Here is a 19612-nt window from a genome sequence, read left to right on the forward strand (position 1 = left end):
GATTAATTACAATTGTTATCAGAAGGTGGGCTTAATGGTCGAGCATTTAATGCCACGGCAAAAAACTGCTCCATCTGACGCAATGGCGCCTCCACCGCAAAGATGACGTCGCTCCTTGTGGTTATTTGTTGCACAACTTGCTGATGCCAAGCCCGGTCTGCACCGAGTCTGGTTGCTATCTCTATATAATCTTTGTGATCGTGTGCGATCAGCTCATTCAAGCCCATACACTTCAACATGCCGTAGCTTTGCCGCCCGCGCATAAATTGCCCTGGCATCGTTACCACGGGTAAACCGCAGGCTAGCGCATCCAGAGTTGTATTGCCGCCGGACCAATGCAGGGTATCGAGCATTACGTCGCACAGCATATTGACCCGCAAATAATTTTCATGGCCCATGCGCGGCAAGATTTTAATTTGACCGCTTTTCTCCATCCCGCTTTCATCCAATGCACTTTCAAGCCGCTTCATAAAAGCACGGGTAATTGAAATGTCTGTGGCTTGAAAAAAGACCAGCACAGCTTTTTTATTCCATGCCAAAATTTCCAGCATCAGCCTATCGTTATCGGGATGAATTTTATATAACGATTGCGGGCAAAGATAAAGAATACGATTTTCTGGCAATGAAAAGTCTGAGCGCTCGGCTGGAGAAGGAAGTGCCGGTTTTAAATAGCACGTTCCGATTCCCTCCAGCAATATTAATTGTTCACTATAGTGAGCCTGCGCGTTTTCTGGCTCCATTAATGCACTGGAAAAGTAATAATCCATATTGGCATGTCCGGTGGTTACCGGATGTCCCCAGGCAGCACATTGCATTGGTGCCAAGCGCATGGCCGCTAATACAAATGCCCCCGGGTCCATTCCAATTTCCGGATAAATCAAGATATCCAGCTGGTCTTTCTTGACCTGTCTGCCAATATAATCAACGTCGCCAACAAGATGTTTATAGCTGTCAGAAGCATCGGTAAATTCTTCAGTTACTTGATCCTGCATATGCCCAATGTAATAGCAATAAATTTCGAACATCCCCCGGTCAAGAGAAGTAACCCAGCTTTTAAAATAAGACCCTACGGTGCAATCGCGCATAAAACTCGACAAGAAGCCAATGCGCAAACGTCGTTGGCTGGCTGCAGGATCCTGCTTTATGGGCTGCATTAAATCTGGCGTTGCAACCTGAAGAATATCCGCCACAAAATGTGCATATTCCACTTGCAAAGATTTGTCATCTTGACCTTGATAAGCCAGATAAAAATTTGTCCAGCTCAATCCCGACAATAATTCTTTTGATTCTATTTCAAGGAAGTTTTCGGTGTTATCTCGTAAAGTCTTCAGACCCTCAGTGTAACGTTTGCGTACTGCGGACAATTCTGCGGCATTGGAATAAATCGCGGGCAACATCAGATGAGCGCCGATGAATGCCTTCAAGCCATTTGGCTTTAATGACAAGGCATGCTGATAAACGGATGCCGCTTCGATATTTTTGCTCTGTTCTTTTAAAGAATAAGCCAAGTTGTTTAGCACTTGAATATTATCTGGATCGAGAAAGAGCGCTCGGCGTAACACTTTCTCGGCCTCTTCCATCTTCAACTGCACAAGAAGGGCATGGCCCAAGCCAAAATGGGCATAAATATTATCCGGCTGAAGTTCAATGGATTTGCGGTAACAGCTCTCAGCCTCTTCCATTCTTGCTTGTGCTTGATATGCGCTGCCCAAATTGTTGTAAGCGAGTATGTAATCTGGTTTTAACCTTACTGCTTCGAGAAAGGCAACCGTTGCCTCGTCAATTTTTCCCTGTAAATTAAGTACGCTTCCCAAGTTATTCCAAGCCTGGGGAAAGTCGGGAAGAAATTTTAACGCTAGGCTAAAATTAGCTGCAGCTTCATCAAGACTCCCCTTTATTTGATATAGCGTGCCCAACTGATTATATGCTCGTGCAAAATTTGGATTCAGTTCAAGTGCTTTACAAAAATATCCTGCTGCTTCGTCAAACTTCCCTTGCGCCTGCGAGACCAAACCCAAAGCAAGCCAATAATGTGGCTGCTTTGAGTCAGCCTGTATTGCCTTGTTAAAATAACATGCTGCTTGTTCGAAATTTTTCGAACTAAAAGTCTTCAATCCCAACTGATAAAGAACCTCTGGGTGAATAGAGGCGCCGATAGGAATTGGCTGATTTTCATTTTGCATTTTTGATGCCTTAATCTGACGCGAATCCTGAATTCAAAGTGCAGCATCTCACTGCTTTCTCAAAAAAATTCAGCACCTCAATCAACTGCCTTCGCTATTTATCTGCAAAGGAAAAAGTGCGAGTTATTGAGTATGGATACTCAAATCTCCGGATAGCAGTGATTGCGTATATAATTTGCGGCGAGCGCGAACAAGGGAACGGAAAGTGAAACAGTCTTTTGCAAGCTAAAATGAGACGCGCCTCAGCCATGACCAGAGCAGACATCAACGCAATGCCCAATGCCAAAAACAAGGACACAGTATAGCAAGAAAGCTGTCCCGTCAGACTCCACAGCTATCTTTGATTTATCTGAGCGCCCCAAAAATAATACCTGTTCTTACACTAAGAACATATGGCAAATAGCATTCATCTCTGCCGGCCATGGGTTCGTTGCTATAAAAAATTCGCGCGTTTCTTGCCAAAAATACGGCCAGGAATTAGCCTTCAAAATCCCGTAGTTTTGAAAATAAAGTGGTCATCCAAGTTTCAATGAAACGAATATCAGACCTTTTAATTTAATTAAACTTATCGAAGAGTCCAAATGAATCAACCAAACAATATTGATCCTGCAGAATTAAATGTCCAGCCTATCGCTAACATTTATCAAGAAGGGCAGATCATAAAAGTTCAGATGAGCCTTCAGGTTCGGGACATCTGTGTTTTTGATCCTGTAATGCGCTTGTTCATTCGTCATGAGGGAGCTGACACCTATTTGGTGGCTTCTGATACGCATCAAGGTGGAATATTTCTGCCTTGGCTGCCACGCGGCGAGTTCTGCTTCAACTTTGAATGGCCAGTATCACTTCCTCCGGGCAATTATGAACTTGGAATTTCATGGGGAACTGTAAGCCAGGTTCGTGCACCGGATTCATTACAATTATTTTCCATCCACGGGATTGAGTCCGCACAGCAGATTTTGTTGGGTACGTGGAGTATTAACCCGGAAACGGACACTCTTTTAAATCAGCTGTCATGGCGTCAAGGTATGACTAATTGGTTTCATCGTCATTTTTGTCATGCCGCAAAAGTCATTGGAGAGCTTTGTCTCGCTAATTCTGAAAAGCTGCATGGCAGAATTTTGGATATCGGTGCGGGCGAAGGAATTACAGACTTGAGCATCGTTCTGCGCTATCAGCCGCAAGAACTCGTCGCCTTGGATATTGTGGATTACATAAAAGAATTACCTAGAGTCGCTCGGGAAAATGGATTGCCTTTACAAAAAATGCCTGACAACTTTACTTTTTTACAGCAAAGCTGTGAGGAAATCCCCTATGCCGATGAAAGCTTTGACGTTGTGATCTCTTGGGGCTCGCTTGAACATATTGCAGGGGGATATCGAAAAACATTGGACGAAGTTTATCGGGTATTGAAACCGGGCGGATTATTTTTCGTCGCCCCCGGCTTGTACTATTCGGCGATAGGAAGCCACTTGGGCGAATTCGATCCAACACCACATTTGCATCTGCGCATCCCAGAAGCTGATTTGAAAGAAATGGTAATGACCACAAAACCTACGATAATGGATCGTTCAGGTTTTAATGTCACAAATGAAGATTATTGGCGTTTTTATAAAGAACTTAATCCTATTCGCCTGGCTGATTTTGAAAAAGAATTGCGAAGCTATGGGTACATTTTAATCCGCGCAGCAATCAGAACCAGCGAAGTAGTTGAGTATGATGCGGCCTTACAGCCGTATAGCATTCTGGATTTGGCTGTAGAAGAGCCCTACATAACGGTTCAAAAACCGGAAAAAAATCTCAATTCTTAGAAAAAATGGCATCCTAAAGAGGGCGTTGATTCGAGGATATTGCAAGTTTGTACAAATTAAATCAACGATGATCAACAAGCTTAAGGGCTACGTCACTTATCTTGACACCCGCTTTTTGCTGCGCAGCAGGCAGCTGCCACTGCAGCGTCAAGCGCGACATCTGCCGTTTTTGAAACGCGGGGAAAAGGCAACGTGCCCTGTTTTGCCCGATTGACTGGAGTAAGCAGGACAACTTTTCGCCATTCTCCAGTAATAACACGGCTGATGCTTTGGTTTGCTGCGGCCAGCTCCCGGTTACGACAAGTTCAGTCGGCGCCGTCAGATAGCGCATTTCCCACTGCGGTGAAACCAGACCAATGTGCTCAGCTTCACCGGTCAGGTGCAACTCTCCATAACCGCTTGTCAGATGTGTTTCTGCTGCCGGGGTCCAGCCATCATTGCTTTTCACCAAAGCATTGCCAAACGGATAAAACAGGCTGCCGACCGGCCACGCTTGCATTGCGCGCAGCCACCAGACGAACTGGTACTCATAGGCCGAACCTTCCATCACATCGTAGGCCTTGAAATTATTCGGGTGCACCATGCGGTCACCCACGTAACTGCCCCACATCGGTGACAGGAAATGCGCACCGCCGTTTATTAGCGCCTGCATGGTGGCATAGGATTCATTGTGATCCGGCAATTTTTCTGGAAACGCAATCGTAGCGGGATGGAATTCCACCACGCCCCATGCAGGATCGGTGCGCCGGATGTTGTCGATCAGGCTGCTACCGCTACGCGGCTTGCCTTCGTTGCGGCTGCCTGGGCCATACAAAATCACGCCCAAATGGCCTTGGCGTGGCTTGGCACCTTCTATCGACACCCCAGCCTGGTCGTTCCAGCCATTGGCATGATCGGTGATACTTACTGCGACATCCGCCTGGATAAAGGTTTGGCTGGTATAGATACGCGCTGGCGGCAAGCCTGCCTCTACTGCCCAGGTAGCGAGGTCGTCATAATGGCGCGCCACTAGATGACGCCTGAATTGCGTCCATAATTGCTGCCATTGATCGTCGTAATCGATGGATTTGCGTGGTGGTTCAATGGCGCTAACTTCCTTCCAGGATCGCTTGCCGAGACGGTTTGCGTCGGCCAGAGTCAACCCGGGTTCATGTCGGGAGAAGGCTAATTCGCCATCATTTGCGTACGGGCCGAGGTGGAACAGCCATTCGCGGTATTGGCGCAATGTGTCCGGATTGTAGTCGTACCACTGGGTCTGGTAGAACCACGGATTGATGTACTCATCCGGGTCGAGGTTGATCATCACATAACTTGCGGGATGCGTCTGATTGAATTTGACAATTTCGCGCACGGCGGCTTGCAGGTTACGCTTCTTGTAATCAAGAAAGCGGCGGTTGTAGCGGTTCAGGCTCATCATGCGTGCCAATTCTGGACTGTCGGTGGCACCGGCCAAATTTTTCAGGGCGTCGTCTGGCTCAGACTTGTCGAACTGGTTCCATTGCACGGCGCGCTCGTCTTGCTCCAGCATATCGACAATATCCAGATCCGGCGCGGCGAACTTGGAATCGGCCCAGACGCCGCCATCCAGTGTGATCATCGACGGTGCGCGGAAACCTAGCGCAGTCTCGAGTAACTCACTCAAGGATTCACCGCTCATACCCTTGCCGTTGCGACTGCGCAAGCGCTCAGGAAAATTGGGGTCAAATATATAATCGGCCTGCTCACCTTTGGTGGTACGCATATATTCAACACGCCCGCGGAAACCGATTTCAACACAGCCGCCTTGTGCCATGTCGCGTAATTCCTGCAACTGGCGAAAGTTACTGCGAAAATCCACCGCCCCGCCGGGATAAAATACTCGCAACTTCTCGCCAGAACAGGTTTGTCTTGCGGTTGGGTTTTTATCGAGCACCAGCGGCCCGGGCAATACAGCAATATTGCCCGCATTGTCCTCCACCCGCACCTGTAATCGCTGCAAGCCGGACGGTATCACGGCGAATGGCACATTCATACCGTACAGATCGCCTTCCTTCAGCGGCGCATCGCCCGCCTTGTCGCGGTTAAAGCGGGGGTCTGAAAAAGCCGATAGCAACTGCTCTTTTTTTGTCAGCGTCATCTTTCCAAGGGGCGTGCCGGTTTCAGTTTCCACATCTGCAGACCGGATGCCTTGCTCATCGGCCAGCCAAGCGCGCAGCTCTATTGCGGCTGGCGACATCATTTTGTCATGTTGCGCCAATATCTTGCCAAACGGCAGGTCGTTGATCACCTGCGGCCCGACGATTTCGCTGTTATGTCCTTTGCCATCTTCGAACAGAATTCTCAGGTGATAGCGACCGCGCGGCAACTTATGTATTGGCAGCACCCCCTCGAAACCGCTGGTTGCTGCCTGCGGCCAAGCTGGAAACACCTTGGCAACGTCATCCCGCTTATTGCTGGCTGACAACACCAACATTTCTTTATCCTGCGCCAATACCCGTATTTTCACCGGCACCTTCCCCGCCACCGCCCAGCCGCTAATCAAATTGCGGCCATCCGCCTTGATCGGCTCGGTTACGTCTAACACCCCAAATGGCTTTGAAAAATCAACTGGCACCCGGCCGGCGTTAAATACCTTGCCGACACCGTTTGCCGCGCGCACTTCCAGCGCTGCGGTATGCGGTGGAATAACGCCGCGCGAAAATGCAAAGGTATATCCGGAAACAGGCGGGAATTTGCATTGCGGAAGGGCTGAAGTCACATCTGTTCTGACGACGCTCGGCTTGGCACTGGCGAGCAATTTGCCGTTCGCCCACATCTCGACACGGCTTATTCCATCAGCATCGGCTGCCCAGCCCTCTATATAAATGCTGGCTTGGCCGGTCGAATCGACTAGTTTTGGCGTATCAACCGCGCCGCGTGCTTCGCAGACTGGCGGTGCCATTTCAATTTTTATTTGCGGCCAAACAAGACTGGCGGCACCTCCGCCAATTGCGATAACTGATAAAGTTACAACTACCGTTAGTAGCAATTTTTTATTAAGGTGGCTAATCATTACATTGCTTTTATTAGTGGTATGGCTTCTGAAGGGGCACTGGAACGGATATTCTGTGACGGATATTGAGGAAAGTACATTCCAAAAATTAACAGCGAGTGACGGGGATAGCCAAGATACAAGTTGCAGCTAATGAAATAATACCATTTACGGTTCGTAAATGATGTTTGTACGAGATTAGCGATTAGGGCAGCACTCCATAGGTAATTAATAGCGCGAGCCAAGTCCCAAGTACAAAGCGCAGCATGATGCTGCTTGAAGTTAAATTATCCATTGAGACCGAGTCCATTAAAAGTAATGGAGTTCCTAATGGTATAAACTAATGGCTTCGAAGGTTTATTCGCCGCCAATAAGGTCGTGAGTTTAACAAGTTTGGGGCGGGCGGCAGATAAACGCTATTCATTAGGCGAACCCGCGAGGAGTCAAAAAGTTGAGCAAGAAAATATTCCGTTCGATTACTGAGCCCGTTCGTAAAGGCCTTTCTTGGGAGAAGTGCTGGAAGGCTGAAGATCAAGGTTCAATCCGGAGTTGGGAAACCGGGCGTGAACTGAGAATATCAAAGCCGGAACTTGCTGCTCGCGCCGAACGTGGCGAATTACCAGCTTTGGATTGGAAAGGCGGACTAGATAAGCCAATCAAAGGCGAAAAGTGGGGTACGTATTTATACCTGGCTCAGCTGCAAGGTCTGAAAGACGAAGATCTCAATATTGACCTTGCAGTAGACGTCAAACTGGTCTGTGCTAGTACAGGTGTACAAGTGACATACACCAGTGATATCTCTAAGTATGGCGGTGCATAAATGCAGGATATTGAGAATATAAGTTTTGTTGCGCTCGATGTAGAAACAGCTAACGCAAATATGGCTTCCATATGCCAAATTGGTCTTGTCGAGTACGTTGATGGGCGTTTAGTACACGAATGGAAGTCATACATTGATCCTGATGACTATTTTGATGGTTTGAATATATCCATCCATGGGATCACAGAAGAAACCGTTGATGGGTCACCTACATTATTGGATTTAAGCGACAAAATACTCTCAATACTTGATGGGAAAGTTGCAGTTTGTCATACCCATTTCGACAGAGTAGCAATTAGCCAAGCTTGTCGAAGATACGAGATTGCCGTCCCAAATTGTAGTTGGCTAGATTCCGCAAGAGTTGCTCGTAGAACGTGGATTGATTGCGCTTGGAAAGGATATGGTCTTTCGCCTGTTTCAAAGATGCTGGGTTTTCAGTTCAAACATCATGATGCTCTTGAAGATGCCAAAGCATCTGCTCATATTCTTATCAGGGCATGTAAAGAGAAGGGTCTTGATATCGATGGTTGGTTGTCGAGAGTAAGAGGCCCAATAATTCCCGGGGTCGGAGGCAGTACTGGAATAAGACGAGGGGGAAATCCAGATGGCGAGCTTGCTGGAGAAGTTCTGGTCTTTACTGGTGCTCTCCAAATATGCCGGCAAGAGGCCGCCAACTTTGCAGCATCAGTCGGTTGCCAAGTCGCACCATCAGTTACTCAGAAAACAACCATCCTTGTAGTTGGGGATCAAGATATTAGCAAGCTTGCAGGTCATGACAAGAGTGCCAAGCATAGAAAGGCAGCGGAACTAATTGCTCAAGGTGCTCCAATAAGAATTATCGGGGAAAGCGATTTCAAGGAACTAGTAAGGCTTACACAGGAATATGCCTAACAAACCGCTCCTGAGTGACCAAAACATCCTGTCCTCGCTTTGGAAAAAGGGGACGCTACACTTTTATTTCATTAGCCCAGAAAAGTCCATGTCACAGCCAACGGCCAAGTTCATGCTTAGTTTCCAGAAAGTGAATCCAGCAGGGCCTTGAAATCAGGAGACTGATCCAGCAACTGTGGGCCAATGTCGACAAGGTCTTTCACTTGATCGCGCGACAAGGAAAAACTGGTCGGCAGGCCAAGAAAGTAGTTGCGCCGCCCGGAATCTGGAATCGCCTCGAAATTCACCTCAATCACGTAGGGGTCGATGGTCTTTGCCAATTGTGGCAAGCGCTGACCCATGCATTTATCCAGCATTTTCTGACAGGCTGTTATCACCATTTGCGTTTGCTTGCGCGCAGCCGCAAGATCACGCATGAATTCGATGGTCTCGAAGCTGTAGTTGTCTAACGCGATAGTTGCGGTCTTGAAGGCCACCGTGCCGAGACTGGGAGGACTCTTGGAGCGGCTGAGGTCACCTTGGTCGTCGGTGCGCGCATTGACGACCAAGAAGACCAATTTCTCGATTTTTCCCTCACTTATCAAGCTTCGAATAAAGCCACTGGTCCGCAAAAACGCATCTTCAAGCGGACGTAGCCCGATGTTGTCCGCCAACCCCCCGTCCATGAGATGCACATAAGGGCGCGCCTCCTTATCGAGATAGGCCAGCTGGTTGAGTGCCCACTGATAACGACGGCGGTTGACATAGAAATCTTCTATTCCAAGTTTGACATCCGTTGGCACAACGTAATTCTCAGGGCTTGCGTAATTCTTCAGGCTCAATGGGCTCAGCAAAAAGGGAAATGCCGATGAGGCGGTAACCGCCCTGGAAATAGGATAAGTCGCCAGATCAGAGCCAAGAAAGTCAAACTGGGCCTGAGTGAATTGGAATCCGTCACCATTGGCCAAGTTGGTGGAGTTGATGATTACAAAAGGTCGTTTCTTAAGGCCAGCCAGATCCTTGAAAGTCTTGCCTTCGAACAACACCTCATCGTAAAGCTCCGCTGCCAGGTCGATGCGACTGAAGTTGGGCGAAGCCAAGCGCAACCAGTTGGTTGGAGCCAGCGCTTTGCCAAGCAACTCCCCTTGCACATTTCGCTCAAGAAAACGCGATCTGAAGTCGGAGAAAATCCGCTCTCCGAAGAGGCCATAATAGGCCGCGGTGAACGAGCCACCGGAGACCGAAGAAATGCAATCAACCTCATCCAACAGGCTTTTAGTTACTCCTTCCCAGACAATCTTGGTGTCGCGCAGTTTTTCCATTACCCCATAGGAAAATGCCGCAGCGCGGGTGCCGCCGCCGGAAAAAACCAGGCAGACGAACAGTGAGTTCGTATTGGGAGGGATGGGATCCTGAACAAATTGGTAGCCACTATCCTGTTGAAAGGTTGCAAGTGGAGTGTTGACGGGATAGTGCGCGCACCCGGACGCCGCCAAGACCAGCAAGAGTGCCAGAACGGCCATGGCCATGGCCCGGCAGCTATACGGGATCAAAGGTCACCTCCATCGGCGTAAGCGGCGAAGTGTCGCGTAAGACAATCTTTATTGATGGAGGGGTGAAATTGCACGGTGGGCCCAGCGCTACAATGTGAGCCCCCGCTTCGAGTTCGATGATCTCCTCGGTTCGTCCAGAAAAAATGTCATCGACCACCACTCGCCGAGAGCGTGAAAAATGTACCAGCAGATATTCCATAGCATTCTCCTTGAGATTTGAAAAAGTCCGCATTTGCCTCTGTTGTTATTGTCGTTATTAGGGCAATACGTTCCTTACAAGGTCCTCAGATATTCTATTAGTGCATGCTTGTCCTCTTCCGGCAGCCCGGTGCCGAAATCGTGGCCCATGTTGCCGTTGCCACGCAGGGTGGTGTCGTATTTCGTACCCGCCCTTTCTGCTTCTGGGCCTTGCGAAATGAAGCCCATCTTGGCGGGATCATAAACATCATAGCCACGCCAAAATGCCTGCGGTCGCTGGCTGGGTGGTTTTAACAGATCCCTGAGTGAGGGGATGGAGCCGTTGTGAAGATAAGGCGCGCGCAGCCAGATGCCATCGAGGAACTGGGCGACGTAACCGATCAACGGTTCTTCCACCAGGCCTTTGCGTTCAAGCCCCATGTCTCTGACAACTTTATTTGCTTCGATGGCAGCCTGTTGGTTCCAGGTGTCCATGCGTCCGCGGTCGGTGCCAATTTCTGCAAGGGGAATGCGCGTTCCGGTGCGGGCGGAAGCATGGCATTGCATGCAGTTTGCATCAAACACCGGCTTGCCCTTAGCGGCCAGGGCTTGGTCTATGGTGAAGGGATATTTCGGTGCGGGCGTGTTGCCGAGATAGTCGAGCAACCAGTCGATCTGTTTCAAAAAATCATTTTTGTCATGCGGTGCCGCACCCAGCAAGCCCAGAGCGGAATCCATGACGACCGAACGCGGGTCATGGGAATCACCAGCAAAGTTCATGCGATGGCCCAACTCAGGTTTGTATTTTTTCAGATTCCATACCGAAGGCATGTCGGTGGGCCCAAACGTGTCATCCATTTTCCAGCGGATCATGAAATACTTGGTCAGGTTCATCGCATCATCGCGCCCTCTTCCCCATTCAGGAAAGTCATGACGATAGATCCACTGGAATTGCCCTTCGCGCTCCAGCAGCCTTTTTTTAGTGATAGGGATAATGAGGAAGCGGTAAGCCATGCGGTCGATCCAGTCGAGCTTGGCGGCGCCGTTAATCTCGGACATCAAATTGTCGGCATTAAAACGCGGGTCTTTCGCACAGTCGACCAGGAAGCGGAAGAAGGCTTCCAGATCAAGCGTGTGGTTGGGGCCAGTGGCGATGAGAACAGGATTCTCGTTATGCGCTTTGCGGTAACTTGCCACATGACAGGCGGCGCAGTTGTTGGCCACGCGATCAAAACCGATACGGCGTTTGGTGAAGCCGATGGGTAGCTCTTTTCCCTGCTCCCAGTTCACGCCAAAGGCGGCAAGGCCACCCGGCTTCGGCAATTTTTCCGGAAACATGCGCGGCAGCACATAGAAAATCCAGTAGGGAATGCCGGCATCGAATTCAGCGCCGATGGAGCCGTATTTGAAGCGTTCCTCCGCGCTGGAGAACGACGGTTGGCCGTAATCGCGGAAGAAACGATCCCAGCCGACATAGCCAAGAACCGCGACCATGATGAGGGCAACAATGCCGAGTGGGATCAGCCAGCGAGAGCATTTGCAGAGTTTGGCCATGATATTTCTCCTTCCTTATTGATCTTTTTGTTCATGCACATTCCTTCCCTTACCATCAGTCCCTCTCCCTGTGGGTGAGGGAAGCAAAGCCCTTCTCTCTGTGGGAGAAGGGTGGGGATGAGGGAAATGACCTTGAATGGAAATTCTGCCATGTGTTTTGGAGTACTCAATTAAGTCAGAATGTTTTAAGGTATTCGATCAGCGCCCATTTATCGGCATCAAGCAATTCAGTTCCGTAAGCCTTGCCTGTATGACCCGCCTTGCTGTTGCCGGGCTTTTCTGTGTCGTAGGCAAAGTAGGATTTATCGCCATCCTTCGCCACGTCCGAGACGAATCCCAATTTCACCGGATCATAGAGATCGTTGCCGCGATAAAAAAGGGTTGGACGTTGGGTTGCCGGTTGCAGCAGGTCCCACAACGTCGGCACGGAGCCATTGTGTAAATACGGCGCGCGCAGCCACAGACCGTCCAGTGGGGAGTTGGCATAACCCCAGGTTTTGCGGAAGTGTGTGAACTTATAGTCCGTTCCGGCGTACGGCGTGCCCAGGTTTTCGGCGAGCGCAGGGGTAAAGGAATTCAGCCGGTTGGGGTCGGTGCCGATCTCATTCAGGGGCGTGACTTTGCCGACATATTCCCCGGAGAAATCGCTGCCGCTTGCGCCGTGGCAGGCAGCGCAATATTCCTTGTAAATCGCTGCGCCGTGCTGTGCTTTGACCTGATCGATGGGGAAGCTTTTACCAAATGCAGGCGGTGTGGCGCTGGCATTCCATGTCTGGATACGCGTCATGGCGGCGTGGTCCAGGCTGGGCGGCGTGGCACCCGTGCCGAAGGCGGCGTTGAGATTGCGTTCTTCTACGTGATTGTTGTTGCCATCCCAATGTAACTGCATGCTGGTTTTCTTGCCCTGATTCCAAATAGTTGGAAAGTCGGCAGTGCCCAGCAGCTCCTCGTGCGGCAATTGTTCGATGGGAAAATTGAACAGGGCCTTGGCGGAATTGAATGTATCGACCCGGCCCGGCCCCCAATCCGGCTGTGCGTCAATGAAGCGCATGCGATGCATGAGGGAGGTGACGCGGTCGCGCATCAACGCGATGGCAACAGGGTAAACCACGTAGCGATCCAGCAGAGAAAGCTCAGCGCCCTGTTCTTTGCTGGCTTGGGCTCGAATGACTGGCACCAGATATTCGGCACTGAATTTCACGTCGCGCATACAGTTATTGATGAATTTCTCGAAGGCCATCAGATTAAAAGTGTTGGCGCCCATGCCAACCACCAGCTGGGGCTTGGCATCAGCTTTCGCACGTACGGTGGAGGTGTGGCACACTGCGCAGTTGAGAAAAGTGCGGTCGATGCCCAAATGCCTGCGTTGACTCATGCCGACCGGAAGATCGTGGCCAGACTCAAAAATCATGCCCAGTGACGCATAACCCTTGCCGGGAAGATATTGGCCGCAGATTTCTGGCAACGCCAGGAATACCCGCTTGGGAAAGCCCATCACGCGGTCGCCGCCCGTAGAACCGTATTTAAAATGCTCGACCGGATCGGCATACACTACGGGTTCATCGCTGCAAAAACGCAACCCGGCGATCAGCAGCACAAATGCGATCAGGATAATGCCTGACCACAACAAGATACGACAGACTATGCAGGAGGAGATTTTCATAAGGGAATCTTCCTTTCAGTTCATTGTATGGTGGCGGGCAGGCAACTGCGCAGTTGTTCGAAAGACCGCGTAAGTACGGCATCAGGCTGGCCTCCCTGGTTGACGATACGCTGGCGCGCAGCTTCGATTAGATCAGCCAATGGCGCGGAGCTTGCCCAGCTTGTTTCATCGAAGCCATATGCAGCAAGTGCCGGGGTCGGCGGCATGGTGGTTTTACCGCGCTTCGCCTCTGCCACATGCCACATGCTCAGGCGATAAAAAATGCGTTCAGCGCAATGATCGAGGCGAGCATTGACGGTGGCATCATCGCCGTGCAAAAAATTCGGCGGAAAATTAGTTGTGCTGCCATGACATGGTCCGCAGTATTGTAGAAAGCGTGTCGCACTGCCTGAGAGTTTGCGCGGCGCTACGATTTCCAATTTTGCGGGCGGCAGCTTGTTCGCTAAAGTTTCTCGCGTCAAAACTTCGCGCTTGTCCATGCCCAATGCAGCTTGCAATTCAGCGAGTGCGCGGCTGCCGTCAAAAATGCTTGCCGTCATCAGCGGCAATCGAGGCAACACAGAGCGCACAGCCGCGTAATCATCGATCAGTGTGAGTGTTGCGGAACCTTGATCGGCGCGCAAGGTGTCGAGTTGCAACCGTGACCAGCGGCGACCGTCGGACAAACGAGCCCAACTCGCTCCGCGTTTGGGTATTAGCTCGATCTGTCCCGCTTTAGTCATCCGGCCAGAGAGTGTCAAGTCAAGTGCGGTCTTCGCACGGCCCTCTTGCAGTCGGTCAATCTGTCCGCTGAGGTTGCTTCCGGTGCTTTGAAATACTCCCGACAATTGCACATCTGGGGTAGCGCAATTGAACACTACACGTCCCGGTTTGCGCGTAAAACGACATGGCAGCGAGAGTGTTTGCGGCTGCGCCTTGGTATGTGTTACCAGCGCTTGATCAAATGCTTGAACGTCAGCTTTATTCAGCAATCCGGCCAGTCCGGCTACTAATCGAGTTTTATCTGGAGTAGTCCAGCGCTGTAATGGCGGACGCGGATTAAGCGGTTCAAATTGGGCGGGAATGTACGCCAGCTGTGCCAGCTCCGCCAAGGGATGGGACAATACGGCATTTGATTTGATGTGGGGTTCAACGACATTCGCGAACGGATCGCGATTGGGAATGCTGGATCCAGGAATACTGAGACCTTGCGGCCATATTTTTGTCCAGCGCATTTCCAGATCAGCGAATTTCAATTCATCGGCTTCAGGCAAATTTCCGGACATGGCATAGGCAAGTGCGGCATCGAGCCATTGTGCGCGGCAAGCATTGCTGCATGCTTCGCGCCATATCTGCAGCCATACCTGGAACATATTGGCACGCTCTGCCGCAGCATCAATAGCACTGGAGATATCTGTTCCAGAAAGCGGGATACCATAAAAATCGCGTCCGGTGGCTTTAAGGCGCGAGGCGATGGCAGGGTTGGCTGGCGTTTCATCCCACAATGGGCGTGAGAAAATTGGCGCATTATTTTGGTGGCAGGCAAGACACAGTGCGCGGCTCGCATAGTAGGTTTTCGGCTGTGCGCCAGCGCGGTAATCACGTACGACCTGGAATTCAAAACGCCCGGCCTGCTCGTTATAGCTAATAATTTCGACTGATTCGGCGCGCTCGTTATAGCCTAAAAACAGCTGGTCATGCAGCGGCGTGTAACCTGCTTTGGAGTTGCCATCCACCGCTGCGACCACGCTTGGATAATGGAAAAAATCGGGTGCGGCGACGGAACGCCGTAGCGAGCGTCCCAGAGGAATCAGCGTGATTTTGAAAGGTGACAAGCCGTCCCCCGATGCTTCGAGTTGCGAGCGGATGCGCGCTATAAGGCGCGACAAAGGATACGGCACGGGCGCATTACCAATCAAATAATCAAAGCGAGAGCGGCCTGTCGGAGGCAGGTCGCCGTCATCCGCAGCGGCACCAATGCTAAAACAGCACAGCAACGCCATGATGCCTCCTGTTATCCGGTTCATGTAAGACTTTCCGCATACACCAGCTATGCGCCAGACCAGCACTCCTGGGCGATTTTACCGGCGAGAAAATCGGCCTCGCCTGCTTTGGCTAGCGTTTTATTTTCAAGTATGAAATTCAGCCCGAAAGCGCGATCAAGATAAGCACGGCCCAGATACAGGCCGGGACGTATCATGCGGATTTCATCGCGCACCTTGAGGCCGTTGCGGCCAGCCAGAGAATCCGGCCTCTCGCGATAGCCGGGGAGCTCGTCGGTAAAGGCATAGTCGATGATGATGGACTCGCGCCGGGAATCCAGCAGGCTTTGACCGCAGTACAGTTTAGCTGGGAACAGCAGCCATGCATCCCGGCCATCAACACTGATTTTTGGAATCTCACCCGCGCCGATGATGGGACGAAGAATGGTCAGATCCTCAATGCGGTTGCGCAGCACTTTTTCATCGCGATAAAAAACCTTGCCCTTCCATAAGGTCTCACCAATGATTTCCAGCTTTTTACCCTTAAACTGTGCTGCCAAGCCTTTCAGGCCGCCAAGTATTTCAGCAAGGCGTAGCTTGCCGCTACTGCCCTTGGGAAAGACGATACTGCCGTCGAATGCACCATCGGGGATAGGCCCGGCAGGCAGACGTGCATAGAGCTGGTCGAGCTGCTCCTGTGACAACGTGTCGAGATACTGGGGCGTAACCTTGACGAGTTCTTTAGCTGACAGCGGGTGCTCGTATTCAAGCTGAGCCAGATCGGGCTTCGCGGCATAGCCCTCGCCGAAAGCCGCATAAAAAATATCAGGTTTAGCCGTAACCAAATTTTTGATGTAATCACAGCCTGACAATGGCAAAACGGCAGCAATCATAAGTAGGGGCAGGGTACGCATATTGGTTCTCCTTAAAGCGTTGCCAGAAAGGCGATCAGAGCTTTTTTGTCGGAGGGTGACAGATCTTCGCCAAAACGATGGCCGTCATTTTCGATTTCCGCATTGCATGAGGAATACACCTCACCCAACAGCGGCAGTCGCGCACGGGCCGATTTGATTGCGTCAACCAGTTTGCCCGGGTCCTGTACTATGGCATTGGCAGTATCCTGCATTGCCAGTACAAGCTGGTGTGCGTTGGCTGCCCCTAATTGTGTTGTATAGTTTTTTTCGAGCTGCTGCGGATGCAGCTTGGCCGCGATCAGATCGGCGATGAATGCCTTGTGCTGAAAGTTACCCACTTTGCCTGCGGTCGATCCCGCAGGAATACGCACCGAGAAGCCGACGAGCTTTTCTTCAGAACCGTCCCAAACTCGTGGGCCAACATCAAGCACAATGTCCCGATCAAGTTTGGTCGCCTTAAGAATGCGCTGTGACGGATTTAGCAGGTCATTCATCGATGCGACATACAACTTGAAGCGGCCATCCACACTGGGGTCGTATTTCCAGCAAGCAGGGCTTTTATCAAACGGCAGCGTAGGGTGGCCAGGCTTGCTGGCATCGACATAGCTGTTACGGTAGAAGTCATATGATCCGGTGCTGCCCCCACATAATTCCGGCCCTACCGAATTGTTGTGCAGGAAAGGAGCATGTGCCCACAGATTGAGCAATGAGATATTGCGGTAATAACCACGCCCTCCACCATTCTGCTCAGGGATATTCGGCTCGACGGGGCGGGCATAATAATTCTCGGACGCAAACTCTTCCCATACATGCCCTTGCATATGATTGGAATGCAGGGCACGGCAACGATTAGTGCCAATCTCGGACACCGGGGAAAGCGCGTCGTTTCCAAGCCAGTCGGCGCGCAAACCGGTCTTGGGATCAAGCGCGTGAAAATCCACGGTCTCTGCCGGCGCTTTGCTGCTTGAATGGCAACGCGCGCAATTGGCGGCGAACACAGTACGGCCACGGCTGACTGCGCCCTTGCCGAATTCTTGCTCAAGATCAGCAGTCAAATCATCTTTGCCATAGGCGGCCTTCGATGGGTGAGTATTTGCACGTGCAGTTTGCAGATCGATCGCTGCGCTTTCAGGCGATAGAAAGAAGGCCAAAATGTCATGCAAACGATCTTCTATGGCGCGGAAATTGGGGCAGTCGCGACGGCACTGGCCGAGGCTAAAAGGCGTCTGGCCGAAGTTGCGCGCGGCAGGATCGAGCTGGCGCAGATCGGTTAGATGATTCAGCCAGCACTTTTCTGCGCACGAACCAATGTTGAAATACACACGCTGGATCGCTCCTACCGCACCTGTTGAGTCTTCACCGCCCTTGAGTATATGGTGCACTGCCTCTGTCTTGAGGCTGCGCTGCCAGCACTTGCCGGGCTTATTTGGCTCACACCAGCACTCATGCTCTTTCGCGCCGCTGGAGCAGGCGTCTGCCTTGCGCCACCTGAGAACCTGGGTATTGTCGTGAACCGGGCGCTGCGCAATGTTGATAAGCGCATTGATGGTGCCAGCGTTGTTGATCTGATCGGTGGGGATAGCCGAGGTATCGGACGTGCCAGGACGTGCGTGAGCAAACACTTGCCATTCCAGGGTATCGCTGGGCATACCCGAAACCATGATTTCAGAAATACGGATGTACTGATTGCCGACCAAGCCGGTGATGTTTTCCCATTTCGGATGGGCTGGATCAATGGGTGGCTTGGCCGGGTTAAAAGCAATGTGGCAGGCGCCGCATGCCATGCCGATGCGGAACGGCGGCTCGATGGAGCCGTCGCTAAGGTGACTCAGCTTGGCATCATTGCGTTTAGGGTCGCTGCTGATTTTACGGTCATAACCTTCCCAGGTTCCCAAACTGCCATTGAGTTTTTTCCATGCCACGGGATCAAATTTTGGATTGGGGAATTTGCGAAACCCTAATGCCCCGGTTGAGGTACCAAAAGCCAGATTACAGGCATCTTCACGTCCGTCCTGATGTCCCTTGGGGTCGGTAGATTCGGCAGGTGCATCCTTGAAATCGCAGGCTGGGTCACGATAGCCAGACTTGCCGACAAATTTCAGCAGCGTCTCATCACCCGGGCACCAATCAAAACCATAGGTTTCTTCCCGACTTTTGGCCGGGCAATTTGGACTGCCTGGGGTGCAGCAGCCGGGATCATTAATTAGTCCCCATGTTTTAAAGCGCTGCTCACGCTGATCGCCGCGCAGCACCCGGAACCAATCGATTAATACGCCGACGCGCTGCTGAAAAGTGTACGTATGAAAACGCTCGTTGCCTGCGGTCGCCTTGAACCATATTTCGCGTCCCGCACGCGCACTTGGACTGAGGCCAACTTCGACAGAATGAAACCCATCATCCGTATAGGCGCTGTTTTGTTGACTGGTCATTTGCACCTGTGCAGCGGATGGCTGGGTTGCGATCTCTGCCTGAGCTATCTCGGGTTGCTTTGTGAACCACGCTAGTGCAGCAATGGCTGCAACGGCCATTGTGGCGAGCCAGATTGATGTTTTCATGTTCTTTCCCTTCCGTGCTTTACTGTTTTAATAAATCACGCAGCTACCTTCCTGTGGCCGAGAATGCATCAGTCTGTCCCGGCTTGCGCAACATCTTGTTCACCTCATCCTGATGCGTGGTTTCTTCGGCGATCATGTTGCGAGCATATTCTTCGAGCCGAACATCCTTGTCCTTAGCGAGAGCAAGCAATTCGTAATAGGCCTGCAGTGCCTCTACTTCGTGCGCCAGCGATTCGCGCATAATGTCGCCGATATCGTGGGTGTGTGTATCCAGCAGAGCGCCGATGCCCAGCGACGGGTGCCCACCCAGCCAGGTCACCAGCTCACCGGCCTGACGTGCGTGAACCAGTCCCTCGTCGGCTTGCTTCTGCAGCCAGTCAACGATGGGGATGCGGTTGTAGCCATACACCATCAGCGCGTAATGGGTGTAGCGCACCACACCGGCCAGTTCCAGTTCCATAATGCGATTAAGTATTTTCAATACGGCGTCTTTGTCCATAATCAATTTCTCCTGTATGAAATTAAGTTGGTGCCAACGGCTTGC

The 19612-nt window shown here is 51.2% G+C and carries 13 protein-coding genes; 3 read left to right on the plus strand and 10 right to left on the minus strand.

Annotated elements, in window-relative coordinates:
* Positions 1–2 precede the first annotated feature (2 nt).
* Entirely contained in the window at positions 3–2183 is a 2181-nt protein-coding gene (locus MJ768_RS04215) for a tetratricopeptide repeat protein (protein WP_239288237.1), read from the minus strand.
* Positions 2184–2764: 581 nt separating this feature from the next.
* Here MJ768_RS04215 and MJ768_RS04220 point away from each other — a divergent pair.
* On the plus strand, positions 2765–3991 hold the full coding sequence (locus MJ768_RS04220; RefSeq protein ID WP_239288240.1) for a methyltransferase domain-containing protein: 1227 nt from the start codon (positions 2765–2767) through the stop codon (positions 3989–3991).
* Between the two features lie 61 nt (positions 3992–4052).
* Here MJ768_RS04220 and MJ768_RS04225 read toward each other — a convergent pair whose 3' ends face one another.
* Complete coding sequence (locus tag MJ768_RS04225) at positions 4053–7022, minus strand: hypothetical protein (RefSeq protein WP_239288242.1); 2970 nt, start codon at positions 7020–7022, stop codon at positions 4053–4055.
* Between the two features lie 430 nt (positions 7023–7452).
* On the opposite strand from MJ768_RS04225, the gene MJ768_RS04230 reads away from it, so the two are divergent.
* Together MJ768_RS04230 and MJ768_RS04235 are read left to right on the plus strand one after the other, a co-directional pair.
* Positions 7453–7821 carry a hypothetical protein gene (locus MJ768_RS04230; protein WP_239288244.1) on the plus strand — a complete coding sequence of 123 codons (369 nt, stop codon included), beginning with the start codon at positions 7453–7455 and terminating at the stop codon, positions 7819–7821.
* Positions 7822–8712, plus strand: a complete 891-nt coding sequence (locus MJ768_RS04235; protein WP_239288246.1) for an exonuclease domain-containing protein — start codon at positions 7822–7824, stop codon at positions 8710–8712.
* Positions 8713–8828: 116 nt separating this feature from the next.
* On the opposite strand, the gene MJ768_RS04240 is transcribed toward MJ768_RS04235, so the two are convergent.
* The 8 genes from MJ768_RS04240 to MJ768_RS04275 all read right to left on the minus strand — a co-directional run bounded on the left by MJ768_RS04240 (position 8829) and on the right by MJ768_RS04275 (position 19567).
* Positions 8829–10220: a patatin-like phospholipase family protein gene (locus MJ768_RS04240; protein ID WP_239288248.1), complete on the minus strand. Its 1392-nt coding sequence runs from the start codon at positions 10218–10220 to the stop codon at positions 8829–8831.
* Positions 10221–10230: 10 nt separating this feature from the next.
* Positions 10231–10443, minus strand: a complete 213-nt coding sequence (locus MJ768_RS04245; protein ID WP_239288250.1) for a hypothetical protein — start codon at positions 10441–10443, stop codon at positions 10231–10233.
* Positions 10444–10517: 74 nt separating this feature from the next.
* On the minus strand, positions 10518–11975 hold the full coding sequence (locus MJ768_RS04250) for a c-type cytochrome (RefSeq protein WP_239288252.1): 1458 nt from the start codon (positions 11973–11975) through the stop codon (positions 10518–10520).
* Between the two features lie 175 nt (positions 11976–12150).
* Positions 12151–13638 carry a c-type cytochrome gene (locus tag MJ768_RS04255; RefSeq protein WP_239288254.1) on the minus strand — a complete coding sequence of 496 codons (1488 nt, stop codon included), beginning with the start codon at positions 13636–13638 and terminating at the stop codon, positions 12151–12153.
* Positions 13639–13658: 20 nt separating this feature from the next.
* Positions 13659–15644 (minus strand): hypothetical protein, encoded by a 1986-nt coding sequence (locus MJ768_RS04260; protein WP_239288256.1) that lies wholly within the window; start codon positions 15642–15644, stop codon positions 13659–13661.
* Positions 15645–15667: 23 nt separating this feature from the next.
* A complete protein-coding gene (locus tag MJ768_RS04265) occupies positions 15668–16513 on the minus strand; it encodes a hypothetical protein (RefSeq protein ID WP_239288257.1) in 846 nt (281 codons plus the stop codon).
* Positions 16514–16524: 11 nt separating this feature from the next.
* The gene (locus MJ768_RS04270; RefSeq protein WP_239288258.1) at positions 16525–19068 is read right to left on the minus strand and encodes a cytochrome c; all 2544 of its coding nucleotides are present in this window, start codon (positions 19066–19068) and stop codon (positions 16525–16527) included.
* A gap of 43 nt (positions 19069–19111) precedes the next feature.
* Positions 19112–19567 carry a ferritin-like domain-containing protein gene (locus MJ768_RS04275; protein ID WP_239288259.1) on the minus strand — a complete coding sequence of 152 codons (456 nt, stop codon included), beginning with the start codon at positions 19565–19567 and terminating at the stop codon, positions 19112–19114.
* Positions 19568–19612: the final 45 nt, after the last annotated feature.

Origin of the sequence: Candidatus Nitrotoga sp. 1052, from assembly GCF_927312905.1 — a bacterium.
Lineage (GTDB): Bacteria > Pseudomonadota > Gammaproteobacteria > Burkholderiales > Gallionellaceae > Nitrotoga.